Genomic DNA, 18,562 nt, shown 5'->3' on the forward strand with positions numbered 1-18,562 from the left:
CCATGCGCGCGCTTTTGCTGACGCTGCTGGTAGTAGTGGGCCTGCCGCTCGGCCAGGCCGTCGCCGTGCAACGCATGGCGGTCGCCCTGCCAGGCGGCACCATGGTCTACAAGCCGGTGCAAAGCATCCGCGAACGCCGCTTCGCCAATATCGTCCAGCAAAAGACCGACTTCAGCTGCGGCGCTGCCGCCCTCGCCACCATCCTCAAGCAGGCCTATTGGCTGGATGTGGATGAAGCCCACATCATCGAAGGCATGCTCGCCCACTCCGATCACGACCAGGTCCGCGTCCAGGGCTTTTCCATGCTCGACATGAAACGCTACGTGGAAAGCCTGGGCATGCGTGCCCGCGGCTACCGGATACCAGCGGAAAGCCTACAGAGCGTGACCATACCGGTGGTGGTGCTGATGGATATCCGCGGCTACAAGCACTTCGTGGTGCTGCAGCGCACCCAGAACGACTGGGTCTACGTCGGTGATCCGGTGCTGGGCAACAAGCGCTACAAGTTCGACGATTTCGTCAAAGGCTGGAACGGCATCATCTTCGCCGTCATCGGCCCCGGCTACGACAAGGCCAATGCCCTGCTCGCCCCGCCGGCGCCGCTGACCGCCAAACACCGGATCAACGACTTTCAACCCATCGACGACGCCCAGTTGATGGAATTCGGTTTCATCCAGAGCGACTTCTTCTAACCAAAGAAAAGCGAGCAGGGAGCTCCGGGAGCACGCGATGAAGACTTCAAGCTGGCTGGTGGCCCTGTGCATGGCGGCCAGTCTTCCTTTGCCGGCGCTGGCGCAATTCAAGCCGATCGAGGTCAAGGACCAGGAACTGGCGCAGTTGCGCGGTCGCTATGTGATGCCGGGACGGATCATCAGCTTCGGCGTGGTCATGAGCAGTACCTGGCAGAACGCCAATGGCGACCGTCTCGGTGCCACCGCCTCGCTGCAGGTGCAGCAGTCCACCTTCAAGCCGCAGTTCTATGTTTCCACCACCAGCGAAGCCGGTACCGGCACCTCCACGGCCCAGGGCTATGGCAGTGTCACCGGCGGCGCCGGCCTTGGCTCCGGCCAGGGCGTGGTCCAGGTCACCCGGGCCGCCGGCGACAACAACAGCGCGTACAACGACGTGCAGATCAACGTCAAGGAAGCCAATCAGGCTCCCCCGATGGGCACCCCGCAAGGCCAGGCACTGGCCAGCGGCGGGACCATCACCACCAGCAACGGTGCCGGCACCCTTAGCGTTTCCTCCACTGCCACTGGCCTGCAGATGGGTATCCAGGCCGCCAACGGCCAGGGTTCCAGCCTTCAGCGCCTGGCCGACGGCGGCCTGATGCAGAACACCACGCTGCTCGGCGGCAACAATGCCGTGCACAACCTGACGCAGCTCAACGTGGTGCTACGAAACAACCTGCCTACTGCCGGGGCGCTGAACTGCAATCTTGATCAACTGAAGGGCCTTCGTCTTTCAGGATATTGATCTACGCTCTGTTGCAACTTATTGCGCAGTTGGAAAGGATGGCTGACCTATGCACCGCTCGTTGTCATTCAATGCAGTTGTTTGTCTGAGCACCCTCGTCCCTTCGTCGCTGCTCTACGCGGCGCAGGATCCCCAGGTAGAGGCGCTGAAACAGGAGTTGCAGGCCCTCAAGCAACGTTACGAGCAACAGCAGCAGGCGCTGATGGTGCTCGAACAGCGCGTTCGCCAGGTCGAGGACCAACCCGCGGCCCCTCCCCCGAAGCGCCTGGTGCGCTCGCCGGCGTCGAAACCGGCGCAACCCCAGGGTTCCGGGCAAGCGGTCGCCGCCGCCGGCAGCTCCTACGGCGAATCACTGAAGGATGATTCGGAACCGGCGCAAAGCGTATCCAACCTTTACGACGAGGCCAGCGGCTTCTTCGGTGGCGGCAAGTTCAGTTTCGAGACCGGCATCACCTACGCGCGCTACGACACCAAGCAACTGCTGCTCAACGGTTTCCTGGCGCTGGACTCGATTTTCCTCGGCAATATCAACCTCGACCGCATCAAGTCCGACACCTGGACCCTTGATCTGACCGGACGCTACAACTTCGACCAGCGTTGGCAGTTCGACATCAATGTGCCCGTGGTATACCGCGAATCCACCTTCCAGTCCGGCGGTGCCGGCGGTTCGGGTGCGGCCCTGTCGGACGAAACCGTCACCCGCGACCCGACCATCGGCGACGTCAACGTCGGTATCGCCTACAAGTTCATGGACGAGTCGGAATACGCGCCGGATGCAGTGGTGTCGCTGCGGGTCAAGGCTCCCACCGGCAAGGAGCCCTACGGCATCAAGTTTCGCCAATCGCCCGGCAACGACAGCCTGAGCTACCCGGAAAGCCTGCCCACCGGCAACGGCGTCTGGTCCATTACCCCGGGCATCTCGCTGGTCAAGACCTACGACCCGGCAGTACTGTTCGGCAGCCTGTCGTATACCTACAACATGGAAGAGTCGTTCGGCGATATCAGTTCCACGGAAAACCAGAAGGTCGGCGGCAAGGTCAAGCTGGGTGACAGCTTCCAGATCGGTGCGGGCGTTGCTTTCGCCCTCAACGAGAAAATGAGTATGTCGTTCTCGGTCACCGACCTGATCCAGCGTCGCTCCAAGGTCAAGGCCGACGGCGAGGACTGGAGCACCGTGGTCGGCAGCGACGCCAACGCCGGCTACTTCAACATCGGCATGACCCTGGCCGCCACCGACAAGCTGACCATCGTACCCAACCTGTCCATCGGCCTCACCGACGACGCCCCGGACTTCACCTTCAGCCTGAAATTCCCGTATTACTTCTAAGCGCACAACCTCAGGCACCACTGCTCTAAAAAGCAGTGGTGAACCTGTAGGAGCTGAGCGCGTAGCTACGAAAACCCTCAGCGTATCTGATGCTTGTGCAGCAACCGGTAGAACGTCGGCCGTGACACGCCCAGTACCTTGGCCGCGACACTCAGGTTGTCACTGTGGCGGTCCAGCACATCGCACAACGCCTGGCGCTCGGCCTGGTGCTTGTAGTCTTCCAGCGTGCCCATCGGCACCACCAGGTTGCGCTGCTCATGCAGCCCCAGGTCCTGTGGTTCGATCTGCCGTCCCTCCGCCAGCACCAGCCCGCGCCGCACACGGTTGGCCAGCTCGCGCACATTGCCCGGCCAGTCATGCTTGCCCATCGCGCTCAAGGCGTTCTCGCTGAAGGTACGGGGGCGCCGCCCGGTTTCCTGGCTGTAGAAACGGGAGAAGTGGCTGGCCAGCATCGACAGGTCGCCATGCCGGTCACGCAAGGGCGCGGTGACCACCTGCAGGACATTCAGGCGGTAATACAGGTCTTCGCGGAAACGCCCGTTGGCGATGGCGCTCTCCAGGTCCACATGGGTCGCCGCCAGGACGCGCACATCCACCGCAACGGGCTGGCTGCCGCCGACCCGTTCGATGTGTTTTTCCTGAAGAAAGCGCAGCAGGTTAGCCTGCAACTCAAGCGGCAGGTCACCGATTTCATCGAGGAACAGCGTGCCGCCATGGGCCGCCTCGATGCGTCCGACCTTGCGCTGGTGCGCGCCGGTGAAGGCGCCCTTTTCATGGCCGAACAGCTCGGACTGGATCAGGTGCTCGGGGATGGCGCCGCAGTTGATCGCCACGAAGGGCTTGTCGTGGCGCTGCGACTCGCGATGCAGGGTGCGCGCCACCAATTCCTTGCCGGTACCGCTTTCCCCGCGGATCAGCACCGGCGATTCGGTCGGCGCCAGCTTGCTCAGCAGCTTGCGCAGTTCGCGGATGGGCCGGCTGTCGCCCAGCAGTTCATGCTGAGCGTCATCGATGCGCACCGCACCCTTGCCGCGAAGGCGCCCCATGCCGAAGGCGCGACCGAGGGTGACCTGGACCCGGGAGACATCGAACGGCAAGGTATGGAAATCGAAAAACCATTCGCAGACGAAATCCCCGACCTTCTGCGCCCGCAACTCCTGGGGGCTGAGCACCGCGATCCACTCGGCGCCGCTGCGGCTGATCAGGTCCTTGACTGCGTCGGGATGCTGCACGTGCCTGGCCTGCAAGCGCAACAGGCCGACATCGCAAGGATGCTCCAGGGCCGTGGCCAGGGTACAGCTGTGGACTTCCCAGCCAATGCCACGCAGCCCGGGCAATAAACGATGGCAATCGTCACAGGGATCGACCACCAGCAAACGACGGTGCGGGGCAGGCTCGAGCATGATCTTTCCTTGACGTCAATTTTTGGAAAAACGAATGGAAACAGCATCTTGGCAAACCCGCTTGTAACAGTAGCAACGAACGTCGGGATCCCCACTACCGTCTGTCCGTTGAAAAATCGCATTACATTTCCTTCATGGAACATTCTTCGCAATCCGCCGTCACAAGCGCCAGGAAAAAGCGAATGACCGAAGAGGGAATAAAAAATTTTCCCGACAGGTGTGACTTACCCCGTTACTTCGGACATCAGTACAAGTAACCTGCCGCCGCGAATCACGCCCGGCAACTTTCTTTCGATGTTTGGGACCACAGAGAGACCGAACCCATGAACGCTCCGCTGCGTGTCAACGAAGCACTGCTGATTGCCGACCATGCCTTCGAACCCTTCCAGTGCGTTGCCTGGGATGCGCCAAACGGTACCGGTGAGCTAAGCCTTGCCGTGATTGACCGGACCAGCACCCGGATCGGCAGCAAGCAGGTATCGAGCAGCACCTATTCCGACCCGGCACAGTGGGCTCACCTGATCGAGGAAGTGCGCGCCGAACTGCGCCAGAAGGGTTACGACCTGCAACCCTGGACCATGCCGAAGTAACTTTCCCGAATGAAAAAAGTGCACCCAGGGTGCACTTTTTTCTTGTCGCGAAGTTGTACCTTATTGTCGCTGCGACACATCACCGCGGTTAGCCAACTGCCAGTTCATCGATATGCCGGTATTCTGCCTGCAAACTTTCCGCCAGCTGGCGAGCCCGCCCAAGACGAATGGGCGCACTTTCCATATCAAGCAATAAAGTGCTGCACGGCAACGCTTGAAGTGGTGTGTCGAGAGCCAGCCGTCCGTCGGTCAATACCAGGCAGCGTTGCGCTTCGGCGGGAAACTGCCGTTGCCGATGCAACAACCACTGCCGTGCTTGCTCCAGCGCTGCAAGCAATGGCGTCCCGCCACCCGCCCCCAGATCCGCCAACCATGGCTGCAACGCCGCCGAGGCTTTCAGGCCGTGGCGTTGCCAGCGTGGCGTGCTGCCGCTGGCCGTCAGCAGCGCCAATCGCGCCCGGGCCCGATACGCCTGGTCGAAAAAGTTCGCCAGGACGCCCTTGGCCTTGCTCAGGGCCTGATAGCGCCGGGTCGAGGCCGAGGCGTCGACTATCACCAGCCAGAGTTCCGGGCTGGCAGCATGGCGCTGTGTCCAGCGCAGGTCGCCGCGCTTGCCTGGACGCCCCTTGAGCAAGGTCGCTGGCCAGTCCACCTTGCCCTGCCCCGCGCTACGCCCACGGCCGCGCGCGCCCTTGTCGAGCATGCCGGCCCTGGGCCTGGCATCCACGCTGGCGCGGGCGCGGATGCTCAGGGCTTTTTTGGCCAGGCCGGCACCTCGCGCCGTGGCCCTGTCGCGACCGGCTGCGCCGGCATTTCACCCCATTGCCCGGCTGGCATTGCCTGGTTCTGCTGCGGCTGGCCAGCCTGCGGTACCGGTGGCTGAGCGTCGGCGGGCGATTGCTGGCGACGGTGGCGCAAGGCGAACTCGGCCACCGCCTCGATATCCGCGTCCTCGATTCGCTCGCCGCCACGCCAGGCAGCATGGGCCCGGGCGGCACGCCACCAGACCAGGTCGGCACGCAGGCCGTCCACCCCTGCCGCGAAGCAACGCTCGGTGATCAGCGCCAGCGAACGGTCATCCAGTTCGATGCTAGCCAGGCGCTGGCGGGCGTCCTGGCAGCGCTGGCGCAGCGCCGCCTGGGCCGGCGCCCATTGGGCAACGAAGCCCGCAGGATCGCCATCGAACGCCAGGCGCCGACGCAGGATCTGCCCCCTGGCCTCGGGCACGGGTTGCCCGTGCAGCGCCACGTTGAGGCCGAAGCGATCGAGCAATTGCGGGCGCAACTCGCCTTCTTCCGGGTTCATCGTGCCGATCAGCACGAAGCGTGCGCTGTGCCGGTGGGACAGGCCATCGCGCTCGATGCGGTTGGTGCCGCTGGCCGCGACGTCCAGCAACAGGTCCACCAGATGGTCGGGCAGCAGGTTGACCTCGTCGACATACAGCACGCCGCCGTCGGCCTTGGCCAGTACACCCGGGGAAAACTGCACGCGGCCCTGGCCCAGCGCGGCATCCAGGTCCAGGGTGCCGACCAGGCGCTCTTCGCTGGCGCCCAGCGGCAAGGTCACGAACGGCCCCTCGCCAAGCAGGTCGGCCAGGCCGCGAGCCAGGGTGCTCTTGGCCATGCCGCGCGGCCCCTCGATCAGCACGCCACCGATCTTCGGGTCGATGGCGGTCAGGCACAGGGCCAGTTTCAGGTCCTCGGCGCCGACCACCGCAGCCAGGGGAAAATGCACGGGTTCAGTCATTTCAAGCCTCTTCCTCGCCATCCAGCAGCTGTTGTTCAAGCGCCTCGCGATAAGCCCCCGGGTCCTGCCAGAGGCCACGCTGCTGGGCCTCGACCAGGCGCTCGGTGATATCGCGCAAGGCTTCGGGATTATGCTGCTGGATGAATTCGCGGGTCGCCGGGTCGAGCACATAGGCATCGGCCAGCGCCTGGTAATGGTGATCGTCGATCAGGTGGGTGGTGGCATCGAAGGCGAACAGGTTGTCCACCGTCGCCGCCAGTTCGAAGGCACCCTTGTAGCCATGGCGCTTGACCCCGTCGATCCACTTGGGATTGAGCGCGCGGGCACGGATCACCCGGTTCAGTTCTTCCTTGAGGGTGCGGATGCGCGGGCGCTCCGGCTGGCTGTGATCGCCGTGATAGCTGGCGACGCCTTGCCCGCCGAGGCTTTCCACCGCAGCGAGCATGCCACCCTGGAACTGGTAGTAGTCGTTGGAATCGAGCAGGTCGTGCTCATGGTTATCCTGGTTCTGCACCACGGCCTGCACCTGGCTCAGGCGCCGGGCGAAAGGCGCCCGTGCCTCGGTACCGTCATCGGCGCCACCGTAGGCATAGCCGCCGTGATTGAGGTAGACCTCGGCGAGGTCCTCGCGGCTGTGCCACAGGCGTCCGTCGATGGCGTTCTGCACCCCCGCTCCGTAAGCGCCGGGCTTGGCGCCGAACACCCGCCAGCCGGCCTGGCGCCGCGCCTGCTCTGCGTCCAGACCGCTGGCGAGCAGTTCGGCGTGCTCGCTGCGCACCCGGGCCGCCAGGGGGTTCATGTCGTCCGGCTCGTCCAGCGCCGCCACGGCCTGTACGGCTGCGTCGAACAGCTTGATGAGGTTGCCGAAGGCATCGCGGAAGAAGCCGGAGACGCGCAGGGTCACGTCCACCCGAGGGCGGTCCAGCAGGCTCAGCGGCAGGATCTCGAAATCGTCGACCCGGTGACTGCCCGCCGCCCATACCGGACGCACGCCCATCAGGGCCATGGCCTGGGCGATATCGTCACCGCCGGTGCGCATGGTCGCCGTGCCCCAGACCGACAGGCCGAGCTGGCGCAGGTGGTCGCCGTGATCCTGCAAATGACGTTCGAGAATCAGGCTGGCCGAAGTGAAGCCCAGGCGCCAGGCGGTGGCCGTGGGCAGGTTGCGCACATCGACGGTATAGAAGTTGCGCCCGGTGGGCAGCACATCGAGGCGTCCGCGGCTCGGCGCACCGCTGGGGCCAGCGGGGACGAAACGCCCTTCGAGGGCCGACAGTACGCCGTGCATTTCCGCCTCGCCGCAGGCGTCCAGTTGCGGCGCAACACGCTCGGCCAGCGCCTCCAGCACCGCGCGCACATCGGTCCATTGCGCGTCGTCCGGCACCGCCAGTTCGCCTGCAAGGGTCTGCTCGATCAAGCGTGCCGAAAGCATTTCCAGACGCTCGCGGGTATCCCCCGCCGTGCGCCACGGCGTGTCGTCGAGGTTCGCCAGCCAATGTGGTCGCGGCCCGTGCCAGGGTTCCCCCAGCTCGCAGTCCAGCGGATCGAAGCCCAGCGCCAGGGCGCGGGCCAGCGCCCGCGGCAGGCTGGCATTGGCTCCGCGACCGTCGCCACGGGCTACCCGCAGCAGTGCCGCCAGGGTATCGATGCGCAGCCGGCCCGTAGGCGACTCGCCGAACACATGCAGGCCGTCGCGGATCTGCGATTCCTTGAGGTCGCACAGGTAGGTGTCCAGGCGCGGCAGCCACACCGCCGCATCGTCCAGCGCGCCGTCCAGTTGCAGCTCGCGGTCGATATGGTTGTCGCGCACCAGTTGCAGGATCTCCTTCTGCAACTCCACGGCACGCCGCGGGTCCAGCAACTGCGCCTCGTAGTATTCGTCGGCCAGGCGCTCCAGGTTGCGCAACGGCCCGTAGGTCTCGGCACGGGTCAGGGGCGGCATCAAATGATCGATGATCACCGCCTGGGTGCGACGCTTGGCCTGGGCGCCCTCACCCGGATCGTTGACGATGAACGGGTAGATATTCGGCAGCGGCCCGATCAGCGCATCCGGCCAGCAGCCCGCCGACAGCCCGACGCCCTTGCCCGGCAGCCACTCCAGGTTGCCGTGCTTGCCGACATGGATCAGCGCATCGGCGGCAAAGCCATGGCGCAGCCAGAAATAGAAGGCCAGGTAGCCATGGGGCGGGACCAGGTCGGGATCGTGATAGACCGCACTCTGGTCGAGTTGATAACCCCGCGCCGGCTGGATGCCGACAAAGGTCAGGCCCAGGCGCAGGCCGGCAATCATCATCCGCCCGCCACGGCACATCGGGTCCGCCGAGGGTTCGCCCCAGCGCTCGCGCACCGCCCGCTGGTTGGCCTCGGGCAACTGCGCGAAGGCCGCCAGGTAGTCATCCAGGGCCATGCTTTGCATGCACGGGCGCTGGTCGAGGCTGTCGAGGTCGTTGCTGACGCCACCGAGCAGGTCGTGGATCAGCCGGGTGCCGCTGTCCGGCAGCTCGCCCACCGGGTAATCCTGCTGTTTCAGGGCACGCAGGATATTCAGCGCCGCTGCCGGGGTATCCAGGCCGACACCGTTGCCGATGCGGCCATCCCGGGTCGGGTAGTTGGCCAGTACCAGGGCCACGCGCTTCTGCCGGTTGGGCAGGCGCGCCAGCTCGCACCAGCGCTGCGCAAGCTCCGCAACGAAGTCCATGCGCTCGGGCTGCGGCCGGTAGCAGACCACATCGGACTGGCTGCGCTCGCTGCGCCAGGCCAGGTCCTTGAAGCTGATCGGCCGGGTGATGATGCGTCCGTCCAGTTCCGGCAAGGCGATGTGCATGGCCAGGTCGCGGGCGCCGAGGCCTTGCTCGCTGGCCTGCCAGCCGGGTTCGTTGTCCTGGGCGCAGATCGCCTGCAGCACCGGGATATCCCGGCGGAACGGGCGCAGGTGCGGCTGCTCCGGGCTCGACTGGGCGAAACCGGTGGTGTTGATGATCAACGCCGCATCGGTTTCGTCCAGCCAGTCTTCGACCTGGGCCAGGCAGCCAGCCTCCTTCAGGCTGGCCACGGCGATCGGCAGCGGATTCAGCCCGGCGCCTTCCAGCCGCTGGCAGAACACATCGATAAAGCCGGTATTGGCCGCTTGCAGATGGGAGCGGTAGAACAGGATCGGCACAACGGGTCGCCCGGCGTGCCAATCGGCGCGCCAGTGGGCCATTCCGGCCTCGGCATGACGCGGGTGATACAGGCTGGTACGCGGCAGTTGCCGTGGTTCGTCCCAGGGGTAATCGCGCCCCAGCCAGGAACTGGCGAGGCAGTTGAACAGGTTCCGGGCATTGGCCTTGCCGCCCTGGCGCAGGAAGTGCCAGAGGCGCTCGGCCTGCTCGGCTGCGACGTTGCCCAGGCTGCTCAGCTCCGGGTCCGGGCGATCGTCACCCGGGACCAGGATGAGCTTCACGCCACGGGTCGCCAGCTCGACAAGCTGCTCGACGCCATAGCGCCAATAGCCGATGCCGCCATGCAGCGACACCAGGATCACCCTGGCGTGGCGCAACACCTGGTCGACGTACAGGTCGACCGAGGCGTGGTTCTGTACCTGCATGGGGTTGGCCAGGCGCAGGCTGGGATAATCCTCCGGCAGCTCGCGGGCGGCTTCCGCCAGCAACGCCAAGTGCGAATCACCGCTGCAGAGAATCACCAGTTCGGCCGGGGTCTGGCCGAGGTCGGCAATGCTGTCGTCCGGCACGAAGCCGCCGGGCTGGGTCCGCAGCAGGTGCATGGATCAGGCGCCCAGGGCCGCGCGCAGCCGCGCTTCGAGGGCCGAGGCATCGAGGTCCTGGCCAATCAGCACCAGGCGGGTGATGCGCGCTTCGTCGCTGCGCCAGGCGCGGTCGAAATGCTTGTCGAAACGGCTGCCCACGCCCTGGATCAGCAGGCGCATCGGCTTGCCCGGAATCGCCGCGAAGCCCTTGACGCGCAGGATGCCGGTCTCGCTGACCAGTTGGGTCAAGGCGTCGAGCAGCAGGCTTTCGTCGGCTTCCGGCAGGTCGAGGGAGATGGAGTCGAAGGCGTCATGGTCGTGATCGTCGTGGTCATCGTCGCCGTCATGGTGCGAATCATGGTGGGTGCGGCGGCCGTCGATATGGGCCTCGGACTCGGCACCCAGGCCCAGCAGCACTTCCAGCGGCAGCGCGCCCTTGCTCGCTTCAACCACCTTGACCGCTGGCGGCAGCTCTTCCTCGACCTCGGCGCGCACGGCGGCCAGGGCTTCAGGGGCGATCTGGTCGCACTTGTTGAGGATCACCAGGTCGGCGCTGGCCAGTTGGTCGGCGAACAGCTCGTGCAGTGGCGATTCGTGGTCCAGGTTCGGGTCAAGCTTGCGCTGGGCATCGACCTGGTCGGGGAAGGCGGCGAAGGTGCCGGCGGCCACGGCCGGGCTGTCGACCACGGTGATCACCGCATCGACGGTGCAGGCGTTGCGGATTTCCGGCCACTGGAACGCCTGGACCAGCGGTTTGGGCAAGGCCAGGCCGCTGGTTTCGATGAGGATCTGGTCCAGGTCGCCACGTCGCGCTACCAGCTCGCGCATCACCGGGAAGAACTCTTCCTGCACCGTGCAGCACAGGCAGCCGTTGGCCAATTCGTAGACGCGGCCATTGGCCTCTTCCTCGGTGCAGCCGATGCTGCACTGCTTGAGGATTTCGCCATCGATGCCCAGCTCGCCAAACTCGTTGACGATCACCGCGATGCGGCGGCCGTTGGCGTTGTCGAGCATATGGCGCAGCAAGGTGGTTTTACCCGAGCCGAGGAAGCCGGTGACGATGGTAACGGGAAGTTTGGCCAGTGTTTTCATGTCGGATGCCCTTGGCAGCATGGCGGGCATGGGGACGGAGGCCAGCAACCGTGCGGTCTGGACGCGTTCGCCACCGGATCACCCCGCCCGGTTAATGTGGAATCTGGTCGAGGCAGGTCTCCTGGCTTGCATTGTGTCCTCGGGACGCCATCGACGCCTTCCCGCCTTATATAACCGGCAGTGGCAATGGTCGGTGGGCTCAACGCCTACAGTTGCGGGGGCAGCCGCGGCTTCGGCACCGCGTTCCCGTCTTAGCTCCGACCCGTGTCGGAGAACCTCGAACCGGCAAGGCTACGCAGTGCCCGGAGGCCGGTCAACCGCTGTATTGACGGATGTCAACGCGCGTGATTTCCTAACGCGATTCGTTTGGGTGCCTTTTTATTGCAAAAGGTGAAACGGGAAACCGGTGCGCCATGGTCTTCAAGACCGTGGCAAGTCCGGTGCTGCCCCCGCAACGGTAATCGAGGAAAACGTCTGATCCACTGTGCCAGCAGTCCGGCATGGGAAGGAGACGCCCAGACCCATGGCCCCTTGAAAGCCCGGAGACCGGCCCACGACCGATTTGACCAAACCCGCGGTGGGCGGGCGACGTTGCACTCCTGGACTTCCATGCCCCGGAGTTCTTCGCGCTTGCCTGTTGCCACGACAACTGCAAAAGGAAAGCGCCATGCCCGTCACCACCACCGCCAGTCACGCCAGCAGTACCTCCACCACCCTCAGCCAACGTGTCATCGCTGCCGTCAGCGCCTCGGTACTGGGCCTGTGCCTGGTCTATTTCGCCGGCTTCTCGCATATCGAAGCGGTGCACAACGCCGCCCACGATACCCGCCACAGCGCCGCCTTCCCTTGCCACTGAGGTCGCACCATGCTCACTCGCATTGCCCGTACCGCGGGCTTTACCGGGCTGCTCGCGGCTTTGCTGCTGACCGTGCTGCAAAGCTTCTGGGTCGCGCCGTTGATTCTCCAGGCGGAAACCTACGAGGGCTCCGCGCCGGCTGCCGCCCATGAGCACGAGCATGCCGACGCCGCCGCTGGCGAAAGCCATCACCACGACGCCGAAGCCTGGTCGCCGGAAGATGGCTGGCAGCGCGTGCTGTCCACCACCGGCGGTAACCTGGTGGTCGCGGTAGGCTTCGCCTTGTTGCTGGCGGGCATGTACACCCTGCGCAGTCCACGCAGCGTCGGTGCCGGCGCGCTTTGGGGCCTGGGCGGGTTCGCCGTGTTCTGCCTGGCGCCGAACCTCGGCCTGCCACCGGAACTGCCCGGCACGGCGGCCGCAGACCTGGCCCAGCGCCAGTTCTGGTGGGTTGGCACCGCCGCCGCCACCGCTGTCGGCCTGGCGTTGATAGTGTTTGCCGGCAACTGGGTGCTGAAAATCGCCGGCCTGATTCTGCTGGCGATTCCCCACGTGATCGGCGCGCCGCAGCCGGAAGTGCATGAAAGCCTGGCGCCGGAAGCCCTGGAATCGCAGTTCATTGTCGCGTCGTTGCTGACCAATGCCGGTTTCTGGCTGGCCCTGGGCCTGATCAGCGCCTGGCTGTACCGGCGGCAGTCCGCCTGATGGCCGTCCCGCCCGGCGTAGCGCCGCTGTATGCCGGGCTGGGTTGCCGGCGTGGCGCTCCGGCCAGCGAACTGGCCGGATTGCTGCGCGATGTCATGCAGTCGCGCAACCTGCCTTTCGCCGCGCTGGTCGGTCTTGCCAGCATCGATCTCAAGCGCCAGGAACCCGGCCTGCTGCAACTGGCTGCCGATCTCGGCCTACCCCTGCACTTCTTCAGTGCCGTGCAACTCGCTGCCTTTACCCCGCGCCTTAGCCATCGTTCGGCCATTGCCTTTCAGCACAGCGGCTGTTACGGCGTGGCGGAAAGCAGCGCCCTGGCCCTGGCCGAACAACTGGGCGGCGGGCTGGCCGCGCTGCGCGTCGAACGCATCGTGCGCGACGATATGACCCTGGCATTGGCCTGGCTCCCTGCTTCTGGCGGATAATCCGTCATTCCGTTTTCCAGAGACTTCCCATGACCGTCTATTTCATCGGCGCCGGCCCTGGCGATCCGGAGCTGATCACCGTCAAGGGCCAGCGCCTGATCCGTCAGTGCCCGGTGATCATCTATGCCGGCTCGCTGGTACCCGCCGCCGTGCTCGACGGGCATAACGCCGAAACCCTGATCAACAGTGCCGAACTGCACCTGCAACAGATCATCGAGGCGATCGCTGCCGCCCATGCCAAGGGCCAGGATATCGCCCGGGTGCACAGCGGCGACCCCAGCCTGTATGGCGCCATCGGCGAGCAGATCCGCCACTTGCGCGAGCTGGGGATTCCCTACGAGATCATCCCCGGGGTCACGGCCACGGCGGCCAGCGCCGCCCTGCTCGGCTGCGAACTGACCCTGCCGGACATCGCCCAGAGCGTGATCCTCACCCGCTTCGCCGATTCCTCGCCGATGCCCGAGGGCGAAGCCCTGGCCAGCCTGGCCAGCCACAAGACGACGATGGCGATTCACCTGGGGGTGCGCCATCTGCCGAAGATCGTCGAGGAACTGCGCCCGCATTACGGCGGCGACTGCCCGATCGCCGTGGTCCACCGCGCGACGTGGCCGGACCAGGACTGGGTGCTGGGGACGCTGGACGATATCGTCGCACTGACGGCGGCCAAGGGCTTCCGGCGTACCGCGCTGATCCTGGTGGGTCGTGTTCTGGCCAGCGACAGTTTCAGCGAATCGGCGCTGTACCGCGCCGGGCATGCCCATCTGTACCGGCCCTGAGGCCCCTTGCACTGCCGTTGGCGGACCTGCACTCTACGGCAACCACCACCCGAGAAAGGATTGCCCCGATGCTGGAACTTCGTCCTTGCTGCGAATGTTGCGCCACGCCACTGCCAGGCGACAGTCGCGACGCGATGATCTGTTCGTTCGAATGCACTTACTGCCGTAGCTGTGCGGGCGACCAATTGAAGGGCAAATGCCCGAACTGTGGCGGTGAATTGCAGCCGCGACCGGCGCGGGTCGGCGAGAAGCTGGTGAAGAATCCGGCGACGACGGTGCGGACGGTGAAGGCCGAGGGGTGTCCTGCACACTGAAGCTTTTAAGGCGTTGCTGATGGCCTCATCGCTGGCAAGCCAGCTCCCACAGGTGTAGTGGTGCACGCGATCACTGTGGGAGCTGGCTTGCCAGCGATGAGGCCATCGAACTCACATCAATGCGTCTGCATCTTGCTCTTGATGAACCCAGCCACCCAGGTCAACACCGCGCCACCGGCACCACCGCCGATCACGCTGCTGATGATGGCCGGGATATCCAGGTTTCCTGCCGCTCCGGCCTCGGCCAAGGATTGATCGCCGGTCAGGTGGGCCAGCACCTGCCCCAGCAGCACCCCGCCGATTGCACCTGCTATGGAGTTCAGGGTCGGCCCCATCCCCTCCTTGCTCAACCCTGCCACGTTGCCGCCAATCACACCGCTGATGATCTGGATGATCAGAGTCATGATGTCCATCGCAATAGCCCTCTTAGCGTCTGTAAGGACACCTCGCGTGCGGGCTACTGCGGATACGGCACTACCAACGGGCATCGAGGCGTCGATGTCCGACCGACGACGGCAAGCTGTGGCGGATAACCGACAGTATATGTAGGACTTTTTACTTGCGCGAATCGGCGTCAGGGCTTGACGTTTTTCAGTTCGTTCAGCAAGCCCAGCAGCGCCTGCAATTTTTCATCGCCGAACTGTTCAAGGATGCGTTGGTAGTTGCGCTCCATATCCTCGCTCATGGCGATGAAGCATTGCTGGCCCTGCTCCGTCAGGCCGACGAAAACCCTGCGCTGGTCGGTACTGGACTTCTTGCGCCGCACCAGACCGTCGCGCTCCAGGCGAGCGAGCACGCCGGTCATGCTCGGCTTGAGGATGCAGGCCTGCTCGGCCAACTGATGGCTTTCCAGTTCACCCTGCTGGCGCAGGATGCGGATCACCCGCCATTGCTGCTCGGTCAGCCCGTGCTCGTTGAGGGATGGGCGGAAGAAGGCCATGGCGGCTTCGCGGGCCTGAAGCAAGGTGAGGGTCAGTGAAGGTCTTGGTTTCGACATGGTCAGACTGATATCAACGATGATGGGGCAGCTTAAGAGCCGGGGTTACCGCCTGCAAGGCCCTTGGCAGGCACGGCGAATCGAGCCGGGACAATCGTCAAATATAATGAACTGCCTCACTCGATATAGCACCGATTTATTTGATTAAAATCAGGGTCTTATAACTAATACCTCGCTCAGAACGTTAAAAAATACGCACACAAAAGCATGAATCCGCTTGATATATTTAACGGCTCTGGCAAGCTATGGGGCAGGTTTCGACCGGGAACAGAGCTTCGCGTGCCTCCCGGCAGTGCTCGAAACCCCAGGCAGCGCCAGCTCGATAGCGGCGCGCCTGCACAACAATGACAGGCTGCGCCTGTCCCAAGGTGACATATGCCCAACAGCAACATTGGCAATAAGAATCAGAAATCCCGCAAACCCGTGGTCCTGATGACCATGGGCACTCAAGAGCGCAAGGGTCACGACTACCAGGTGATGACCCACAAGTACATCACTCCGCTGGTGGAACACGCCGGCTGCGTCCCGGTCCTGGTCCCCACCTGCTGCGGCATCGACGATCTCGAGCAGTACCTGGACATGGCTGACGGCGTCTACCTGACCGGTGCCGGCAGCAACATCGACCCGGCCCTCTACGGCCAGGAAAACGAAACCCCGGGCAAGGCCCAGGACCGGGACCGCGACCTGTTCGATCTGCCGCTGGTACAACTGGCCATCGCCCGCGGCCTGCCGATCTTCGGCATCTGCCGTGGCATGCAGGAAATCAACGTGGCCCTCGGCGGTGATATCTACCAGAAGGTCTATGCCGAGCCAGGCTTCAATGATCACCGGGAAAACCCCGAGGATCCGGTGGACGTGCAATATGCCGCCTCCCACAGCGTGCGCCTGAAGCCAGGCAGCTGGCTGCAGGAACTGCTGCAGAGCGACGAGATCCGCGTCAACTCGCTGCATGGCCAGGGCCTGAAAACCCTGGGCGACGGCGTCGAGCCCCTGGCTCATGCCGAAGACGGCCTGGTCGAGGCGATCCATGCGCCGAGCCTGTCGCCATTCCTGTTCGCGGTGCAATGGCATCCTGAATGGCAAGCCGCGAAGAACCCGGATTCGGTGCGGATGTTCGAGGCATTTGGCGACGCTTGCCGGGTGCAGGCGAGCAAGAAGCAGCAAAGCAAGACCCAAAGTATCGCTTGAGATAATCACCTCAAAACACTGATTTAGAAGAACTTTTAAATCCGAAAGGCCGTATCGAGCGCACATCGATACGGCCTTTTTTGTGCGTACCGCACCGCCCTTCCAAACAAGTGACTTTACATTAGCCACATAACTCATTGTTTTTAAATGATTTAACCCAAAACAGAATCAACCTTAAGAGCATCGCCCCAGCGGCTGTCTGCGCTAGGGAATAGCATCCATCCTCGGCTCCATTCCCACCCTTCCCATCAGTTCGCCTTCGATCTGCCCCGACAACGACCAGACCCCGGCCATCACCCCGGTGCCATGGTTCTCCATCAGGTTCTGCCACTCCTCGTTCAATGCCGCATTGAGGATCACCCGCAATTGCTCGACCATCTCCGGTCGGTCGCTCTCATGCATCATCGCGCCGATCCCGGCCGAGGCCACCGAGATCGCCATCCCCGCCGCCTTGCCCACCGCTGCCGCCACGGCGCTGAGCGCACCCCGGGGCGCCAGGGTCGCCTCCAGGCGTGTGCTGGCTTTGCTGGCTACCGATGACAGTCCGTTGTCCGACGCCGTCGCATTGGCCGTTGCGGCCTTGCGAATCTCTTCGTTCAGGGCCAGCCAGGCCGGCAGTTGCACGAAGGGCTTTGCCGTGAGCACGCCGCGCAGGCTGGCATCCCGCGCGGCAGGCGGGCCCAGGGCAATGGCGGGAATACGTTCAAGGTGCAGGGCGAACTGGTCCGGCGCAGGCCGATAGCGCTCGCCAATCCCCTGGATCTGCTGGCCGAGCAATTGCACGTACAACTCGGTCGCACGCTCGCGGATCAGGTCGGGATTGATCTGCTCGGCCACCGGTTCCAGAACGCGCTCGCGATAGGCGTCCTGCAGATAAAGAGCCAGGCGGTTATCGGGCTGGTCCCGGTGCTGGCTCATCTTGTACCAGGCCACCCTGAGGGTCAGCCATTGCTGGGTCCAGTAGCCGGTGAACCAGGGAATGAAATTCTCTTCGGCCTGTACCTGCACCTGCTCGCGCCAGACCCGCATGGAGCGCCGTGCATAGTCCCCGGCCGAACCGGCGGCGCCGCGCGAAGCCTGGACGATCTCCCGGTCCACCTGCTGCCAGGCGGCGGGCGACAGCACCACCGGCGGCACCTCCGGCACGCGGTTGCGCGAACCGCAACCGCACAGGATCACCAGCAACGCCACAAGCCACACCCGATACAGGGAACGCCGGTTCACGATCGCCACCCCCTTCGCCACGCTGTCTGGAGTATAGGAACGGCGTTGCTGCGCCGATCTAACTTCTGGCGATATCCAGCAGGGGCCAGTGCGCCAGGGGCTCGTATTGGCCTTTGCTGGACTCGTAGAGCACGAACTCCCGTGCATTCCAGCGAAACTCGGGCGCCACCGCTGCCTCTGGCACTTCGTGGCGGAAATCCCGGGCCAGCGTCAGGTGCGGGCGAAACGCTTTTGAATCGACGACGAAGCCCAGTGGCAACAAGGCCTCCTGCAACTGGTAGACCCAGCGCAGCAGCGCTTTTGGTGGTTCCTGCGTGGTCAGCACCAGCGCCTGGCTGCGCCGCCAGACCTCCAGGCGATCAAGAACCAGCGGTTGCGGACGCTCCAGCGGGCGCAGCCGTGCGGCTATTTCGAAAATCGCCGGCAACTGACTGACACCGACTGCGCCGAGAAACATCAGGGTCACATGGAAATTCCCGGTTGGTACCGGCTTGCCGCTGCGCAGGCGCAGGTCGCTGCGCCAGCGTGACAGGGCCTTGCCTTGCGTCGGGGTGCAGGGCAAGGCGAAGAACAGGCGCTTGAAGGGTTCGTTGGGTCCGGGGTCGAGACTGATCACGAAAGGCTCCTTGGGTGTCTCGCGGCACTATGACTCAAGACAGTGCCGCCCTGCCCGGCTATCGGACCTGGCCAAGCCTGCT

The 18,562-nt window shown here is 64.4% G+C and carries 19 protein-coding genes and 2 riboswitches; of the genes, 10 read left to right on the forward strand and 9 right to left on the reverse strand.

Translation table 11 applies throughout. The features are described 5' to 3' along the window. The first annotated feature begins 2 nt into the window (after window positions 1-2). The 3 genes from N7650_RS06990 to N7650_RS07000 are packed head-to-tail and all read left to right on the forward strand — an operon-like array spanning window position 3 to window position 2,803. Window positions 3-692, forward strand: a complete 690-nt coding sequence (locus N7650_RS06990) for a C39 family peptidase (protein WP_279897613.1) — start codon at window positions 3-5, stop codon at window positions 690-692. A 37-nt stretch (window positions 693-729) separates the two neighbouring features. After that, complete coding sequence (locus N7650_RS06995; protein ID WP_279897614.1) at window positions 730-1,476, forward strand: hypothetical protein; 747 nt, start codon at window positions 730-732, stop codon at window positions 1,474-1,476. Between the two features lie 49 nt (window positions 1,477-1,525). Then, window positions 1,526-2,803 (forward strand): hypothetical protein, encoded by a 1,278-nt coding sequence (locus tag N7650_RS07000; RefSeq protein ID WP_279897615.1) that lies wholly within the window; start codon window positions 1,526-1,528, stop codon window positions 2,801-2,803. Window positions 2,804-2,880: 77 nt separating this feature from the next. Here N7650_RS07000 and N7650_RS07005 read toward each other — a convergent pair whose 3' ends face one another. Next, on the reverse strand, window positions 2,881-4,206 hold the full coding sequence (locus N7650_RS07005; RefSeq protein ID WP_279897616.1) for a sigma-54 dependent transcriptional regulator: 1,326 nt from the start codon (window positions 4,204-4,206) through the stop codon (window positions 2,881-2,883). 323 nt (window positions 4,207-4,529) lie between these two features. On the opposite strand from N7650_RS07005, the gene N7650_RS07010 reads away from it, so the two are divergent. Beyond that, entirely contained in the window at window positions 4,530-4,796 is a 267-nt protein-coding gene (locus N7650_RS07010; protein ID WP_009405454.1) for a hypothetical protein, read from the forward strand. Between the two features lie 88 nt (window positions 4,797-4,884). On the opposite strand, the gene N7650_RS07015 is transcribed toward N7650_RS07010, so the two are convergent. From N7650_RS07015 to cobW, 4 genes are read right to left on the reverse strand one after another with little or no spacing between them, the layout of a single operon-like run. After that, on the reverse strand, window positions 4,885-5,499 hold the full coding sequence (locus N7650_RS07015) for a VWA domain-containing protein (protein WP_279897620.1): 615 nt from the start codon (window positions 5,497-5,499) through the stop codon (window positions 4,885-4,887). 44 nt (window positions 5,500-5,543) lie between these two features. Then, window positions 5,544-6,542 (reverse strand): AAA family ATPase, encoded by a 999-nt coding sequence (locus N7650_RS07020; protein WP_279897622.1) that lies wholly within the window; start codon window positions 6,540-6,542, stop codon window positions 5,544-5,546. Window position 6,543: 1 nt separating this feature from the next. Next, window positions 6,544-10,305 (reverse strand): cobaltochelatase subunit CobN, encoded by a 3,762-nt coding sequence (gene cobN, locus N7650_RS07025; protein ID WP_279897623.1) that lies wholly within the window; start codon window positions 10,303-10,305, stop codon window positions 6,544-6,546. Window positions 10,306-10,308: 3 nt separating this feature from the next. Then, complete coding sequence (cobW, locus tag N7650_RS07030; RefSeq protein WP_279897624.1) at window positions 10,309-11,379, reverse strand: cobalamin biosynthesis protein CobW; 1,071 nt, start codon at window positions 11,377-11,379, stop codon at window positions 10,309-10,311. Between the two features lie 93 nt (window positions 11,380-11,472). Continuing rightward, a riboswitch (cobalamin riboswitch) is annotated at window positions 11,473-11,674 on the reverse strand. Window positions 11,675-11,730: 56 nt separating this feature from the next. Further along, window positions 11,731-11,949, forward strand: a riboswitch (cobalamin riboswitch). A gap of 97 nt (window positions 11,950-12,046) precedes the next feature. Here cobW and N7650_RS07035 point away from each other — a divergent pair. From N7650_RS07035 to N7650_RS07055, 5 genes are all read left to right on the forward strand, one after another. Next, on the forward strand, window positions 12,047-12,235 hold the full coding sequence (locus N7650_RS07035; protein ID WP_009405465.1) for a CbtB-domain containing protein: 189 nt from the start codon (window positions 12,047-12,049) through the stop codon (window positions 12,233-12,235). A 9-nt stretch (window positions 12,236-12,244) separates the two neighbouring features. After that, on the forward strand, window positions 12,245-12,940 hold the full coding sequence (locus N7650_RS07040) for a CbtA family protein (protein ID WP_279897625.1): 696 nt from the start codon (window positions 12,245-12,247) through the stop codon (window positions 12,938-12,940). Further along, the gene (locus tag N7650_RS07045) at window positions 12,940-13,365 is read left to right on the forward strand and encodes a cobalamin biosynthesis protein (RefSeq protein ID WP_009405468.1); all 426 of its coding nucleotides are present in this window, start codon (window positions 12,940-12,942) and stop codon (window positions 13,363-13,365) included. Before N7650_RS07040 ends, N7650_RS07045 begins: the two co-directional genes overlap by 1 nt. 29 nt (window positions 13,366-13,394) lie before the next feature. Beyond that, window positions 13,395-14,141, forward strand: a complete 747-nt coding sequence (gene cobM, locus N7650_RS07050) for a precorrin-4 C(11)-methyltransferase (protein ID WP_009405470.1) — start codon at window positions 13,395-13,397, stop codon at window positions 14,139-14,141. Window positions 14,142-14,209: 68 nt separating this feature from the next. Then, the gene (locus N7650_RS07055; protein WP_009405472.1) at window positions 14,210-14,455 is read left to right on the forward strand and encodes a DUF1272 domain-containing protein; all 246 of its coding nucleotides are present in this window, start codon (window positions 14,210-14,212) and stop codon (window positions 14,453-14,455) included. A gap of 116 nt (window positions 14,456-14,571) precedes the next feature. Here the strand turns inward: N7650_RS07055 and N7650_RS07060 are convergent, their stop codons facing one another. Then, window positions 14,572-14,868, reverse strand: a complete 297-nt coding sequence (locus tag N7650_RS07060) for a hypothetical protein (protein WP_279897628.1) — start codon at window positions 14,866-14,868, stop codon at window positions 14,572-14,574. Between the two features lie 161 nt (window positions 14,869-15,029). After that, entirely contained in the window at window positions 15,030-15,452 is a 423-nt protein-coding gene (gene hpaR, locus N7650_RS07065) for a homoprotocatechuate degradation operon regulator HpaR (protein ID WP_009407736.1), read from the reverse strand. Between the two features lie 375 nt (window positions 15,453-15,827). Here hpaR and N7650_RS07070 point away from each other — a divergent pair, with 375 nt between their 5' ends. Then, a complete protein-coding gene (locus tag N7650_RS07070; RefSeq protein WP_279897629.1) occupies window positions 15,828-16,640 on the forward strand; it encodes a type 1 glutamine amidotransferase in 813 nt (270 codons plus the stop codon). 204 nt (window positions 16,641-16,844) lie between these two features. Here the strand turns inward: N7650_RS07070 and N7650_RS07075 are convergent, their stop codons facing one another. Both N7650_RS07075 and thpR read right to left on the reverse strand, forming a co-directional pair. Further along, complete coding sequence (locus tag N7650_RS07075; RefSeq protein ID WP_279897631.1) at window positions 16,845-17,873, reverse strand: hypothetical protein; 1,029 nt, start codon at window positions 17,871-17,873, stop codon at window positions 16,845-16,847. Between the two features lie 49 nt (window positions 17,874-17,922). Next, window positions 17,923-18,480, reverse strand: coding sequence for an RNA 2',3'-cyclic phosphodiesterase (gene thpR / locus N7650_RS07080; RefSeq protein ID WP_279897632.1), 558 nt, complete (start codon window positions 18,478-18,480; stop codon window positions 17,923-17,925). Window positions 18,481-18,562: the final 82 nt, after the last annotated feature.

This window comes from Pseudomonas sp. GD04058, assembly GCF_029836855.1.
Classification (GTDB): domain Bacteria; phylum Pseudomonadota; class Gammaproteobacteria; order Pseudomonadales; family Pseudomonadaceae; genus Aquipseudomonas; species Aquipseudomonas bharatica.

Excerpts from the sequence above, each read along its gene's own strand:
- N7650_RS06990 (WP_279897613.1), top strand. The coding sequence starts at position 3 with ATGCGCGCGCTTTTGCTGACGCTGCTGGTAGTAGTGGGCCTGCCGCTC.
- N7650_RS06995 (WP_279897614.1), top strand. The coding sequence starts at position 730 with ATGAAGACTTCAAGCTGGCTGGTGGCCCTGTGCATGGCGGCCAGTCTT.
- N7650_RS07000 (WP_279897615.1), top strand. The coding sequence starts at position 1,526 with ATGCACCGCTCGTTGTCATTCAATGCAGTTGTTTGTCTGAGCACCCTC.
- N7650_RS07005 (WP_279897616.1), bottom strand. The coding sequence starts at position 4,206 with ATGCTCGAGCCTGCCCCGCACCGTCGTTTGCTGGTGGTCGATCCCTGT.
- N7650_RS07010 (WP_009405454.1), top strand. The coding sequence starts at position 4,530 with ATGAACGCTCCGCTGCGTGTCAACGAAGCACTGCTGATTGCCGACCAT.
- N7650_RS07015 (WP_279897620.1), bottom strand. The coding sequence starts at position 5,499 with ATGCTCGACAAGGGCGCGCGCGGCCGTGGGCGTAGCGCGGGGCAGGGC.
- N7650_RS07020 (WP_279897622.1), bottom strand. The coding sequence starts at position 6,542 with ATGACTGAACCCGTGCATTTTCCCCTGGCTGCGGTGGTCGGCGCCGAG.
- cobN (WP_279897623.1), bottom strand. The coding sequence starts at position 10,305 with ATGCACCTGCTGCGGACCCAGCCCGGCGGCTTCGTGCCGGACGACAGC.
- cobW (WP_279897624.1), bottom strand. The coding sequence starts at position 11,379 with ATGAAAACACTGGCCAAACTTCCCGTTACCATCGTCACCGGCTTCCTC.
- N7650_RS07035 (WP_009405465.1), top strand. The coding sequence starts at position 12,047 with ATGCCCGTCACCACCACCGCCAGTCACGCCAGCAGTACCTCCACCACC.
- N7650_RS07040 (WP_279897625.1), top strand. The coding sequence starts at position 12,245 with ATGCTCACTCGCATTGCCCGTACCGCGGGCTTTACCGGGCTGCTCGCG.
- N7650_RS07045 (WP_009405468.1), top strand. The coding sequence starts at position 12,940 with ATGGCCGTCCCGCCCGGCGTAGCGCCGCTGTATGCCGGGCTGGGTTGC.
- cobM (WP_009405470.1), top strand. The coding sequence starts at position 13,395 with ATGACCGTCTATTTCATCGGCGCCGGCCCTGGCGATCCGGAGCTGATC.
- N7650_RS07055 (WP_009405472.1), top strand. The coding sequence starts at position 14,210 with ATGCTGGAACTTCGTCCTTGCTGCGAATGTTGCGCCACGCCACTGCCA.
- N7650_RS07060 (WP_279897628.1), bottom strand. The coding sequence starts at position 14,868 with ATGGACATCATGACTCTGATCATCCAGATCATCAGCGGTGTGATTGGC.
- hpaR (WP_009407736.1), bottom strand. The coding sequence starts at position 15,452 with ATGTCGAAACCAAGACCTTCACTGACCCTCACCTTGCTTCAGGCCCGC.
- N7650_RS07070 (WP_279897629.1), top strand. The coding sequence starts at position 15,828 with ATGCCCAACAGCAACATTGGCAATAAGAATCAGAAATCCCGCAAACCC.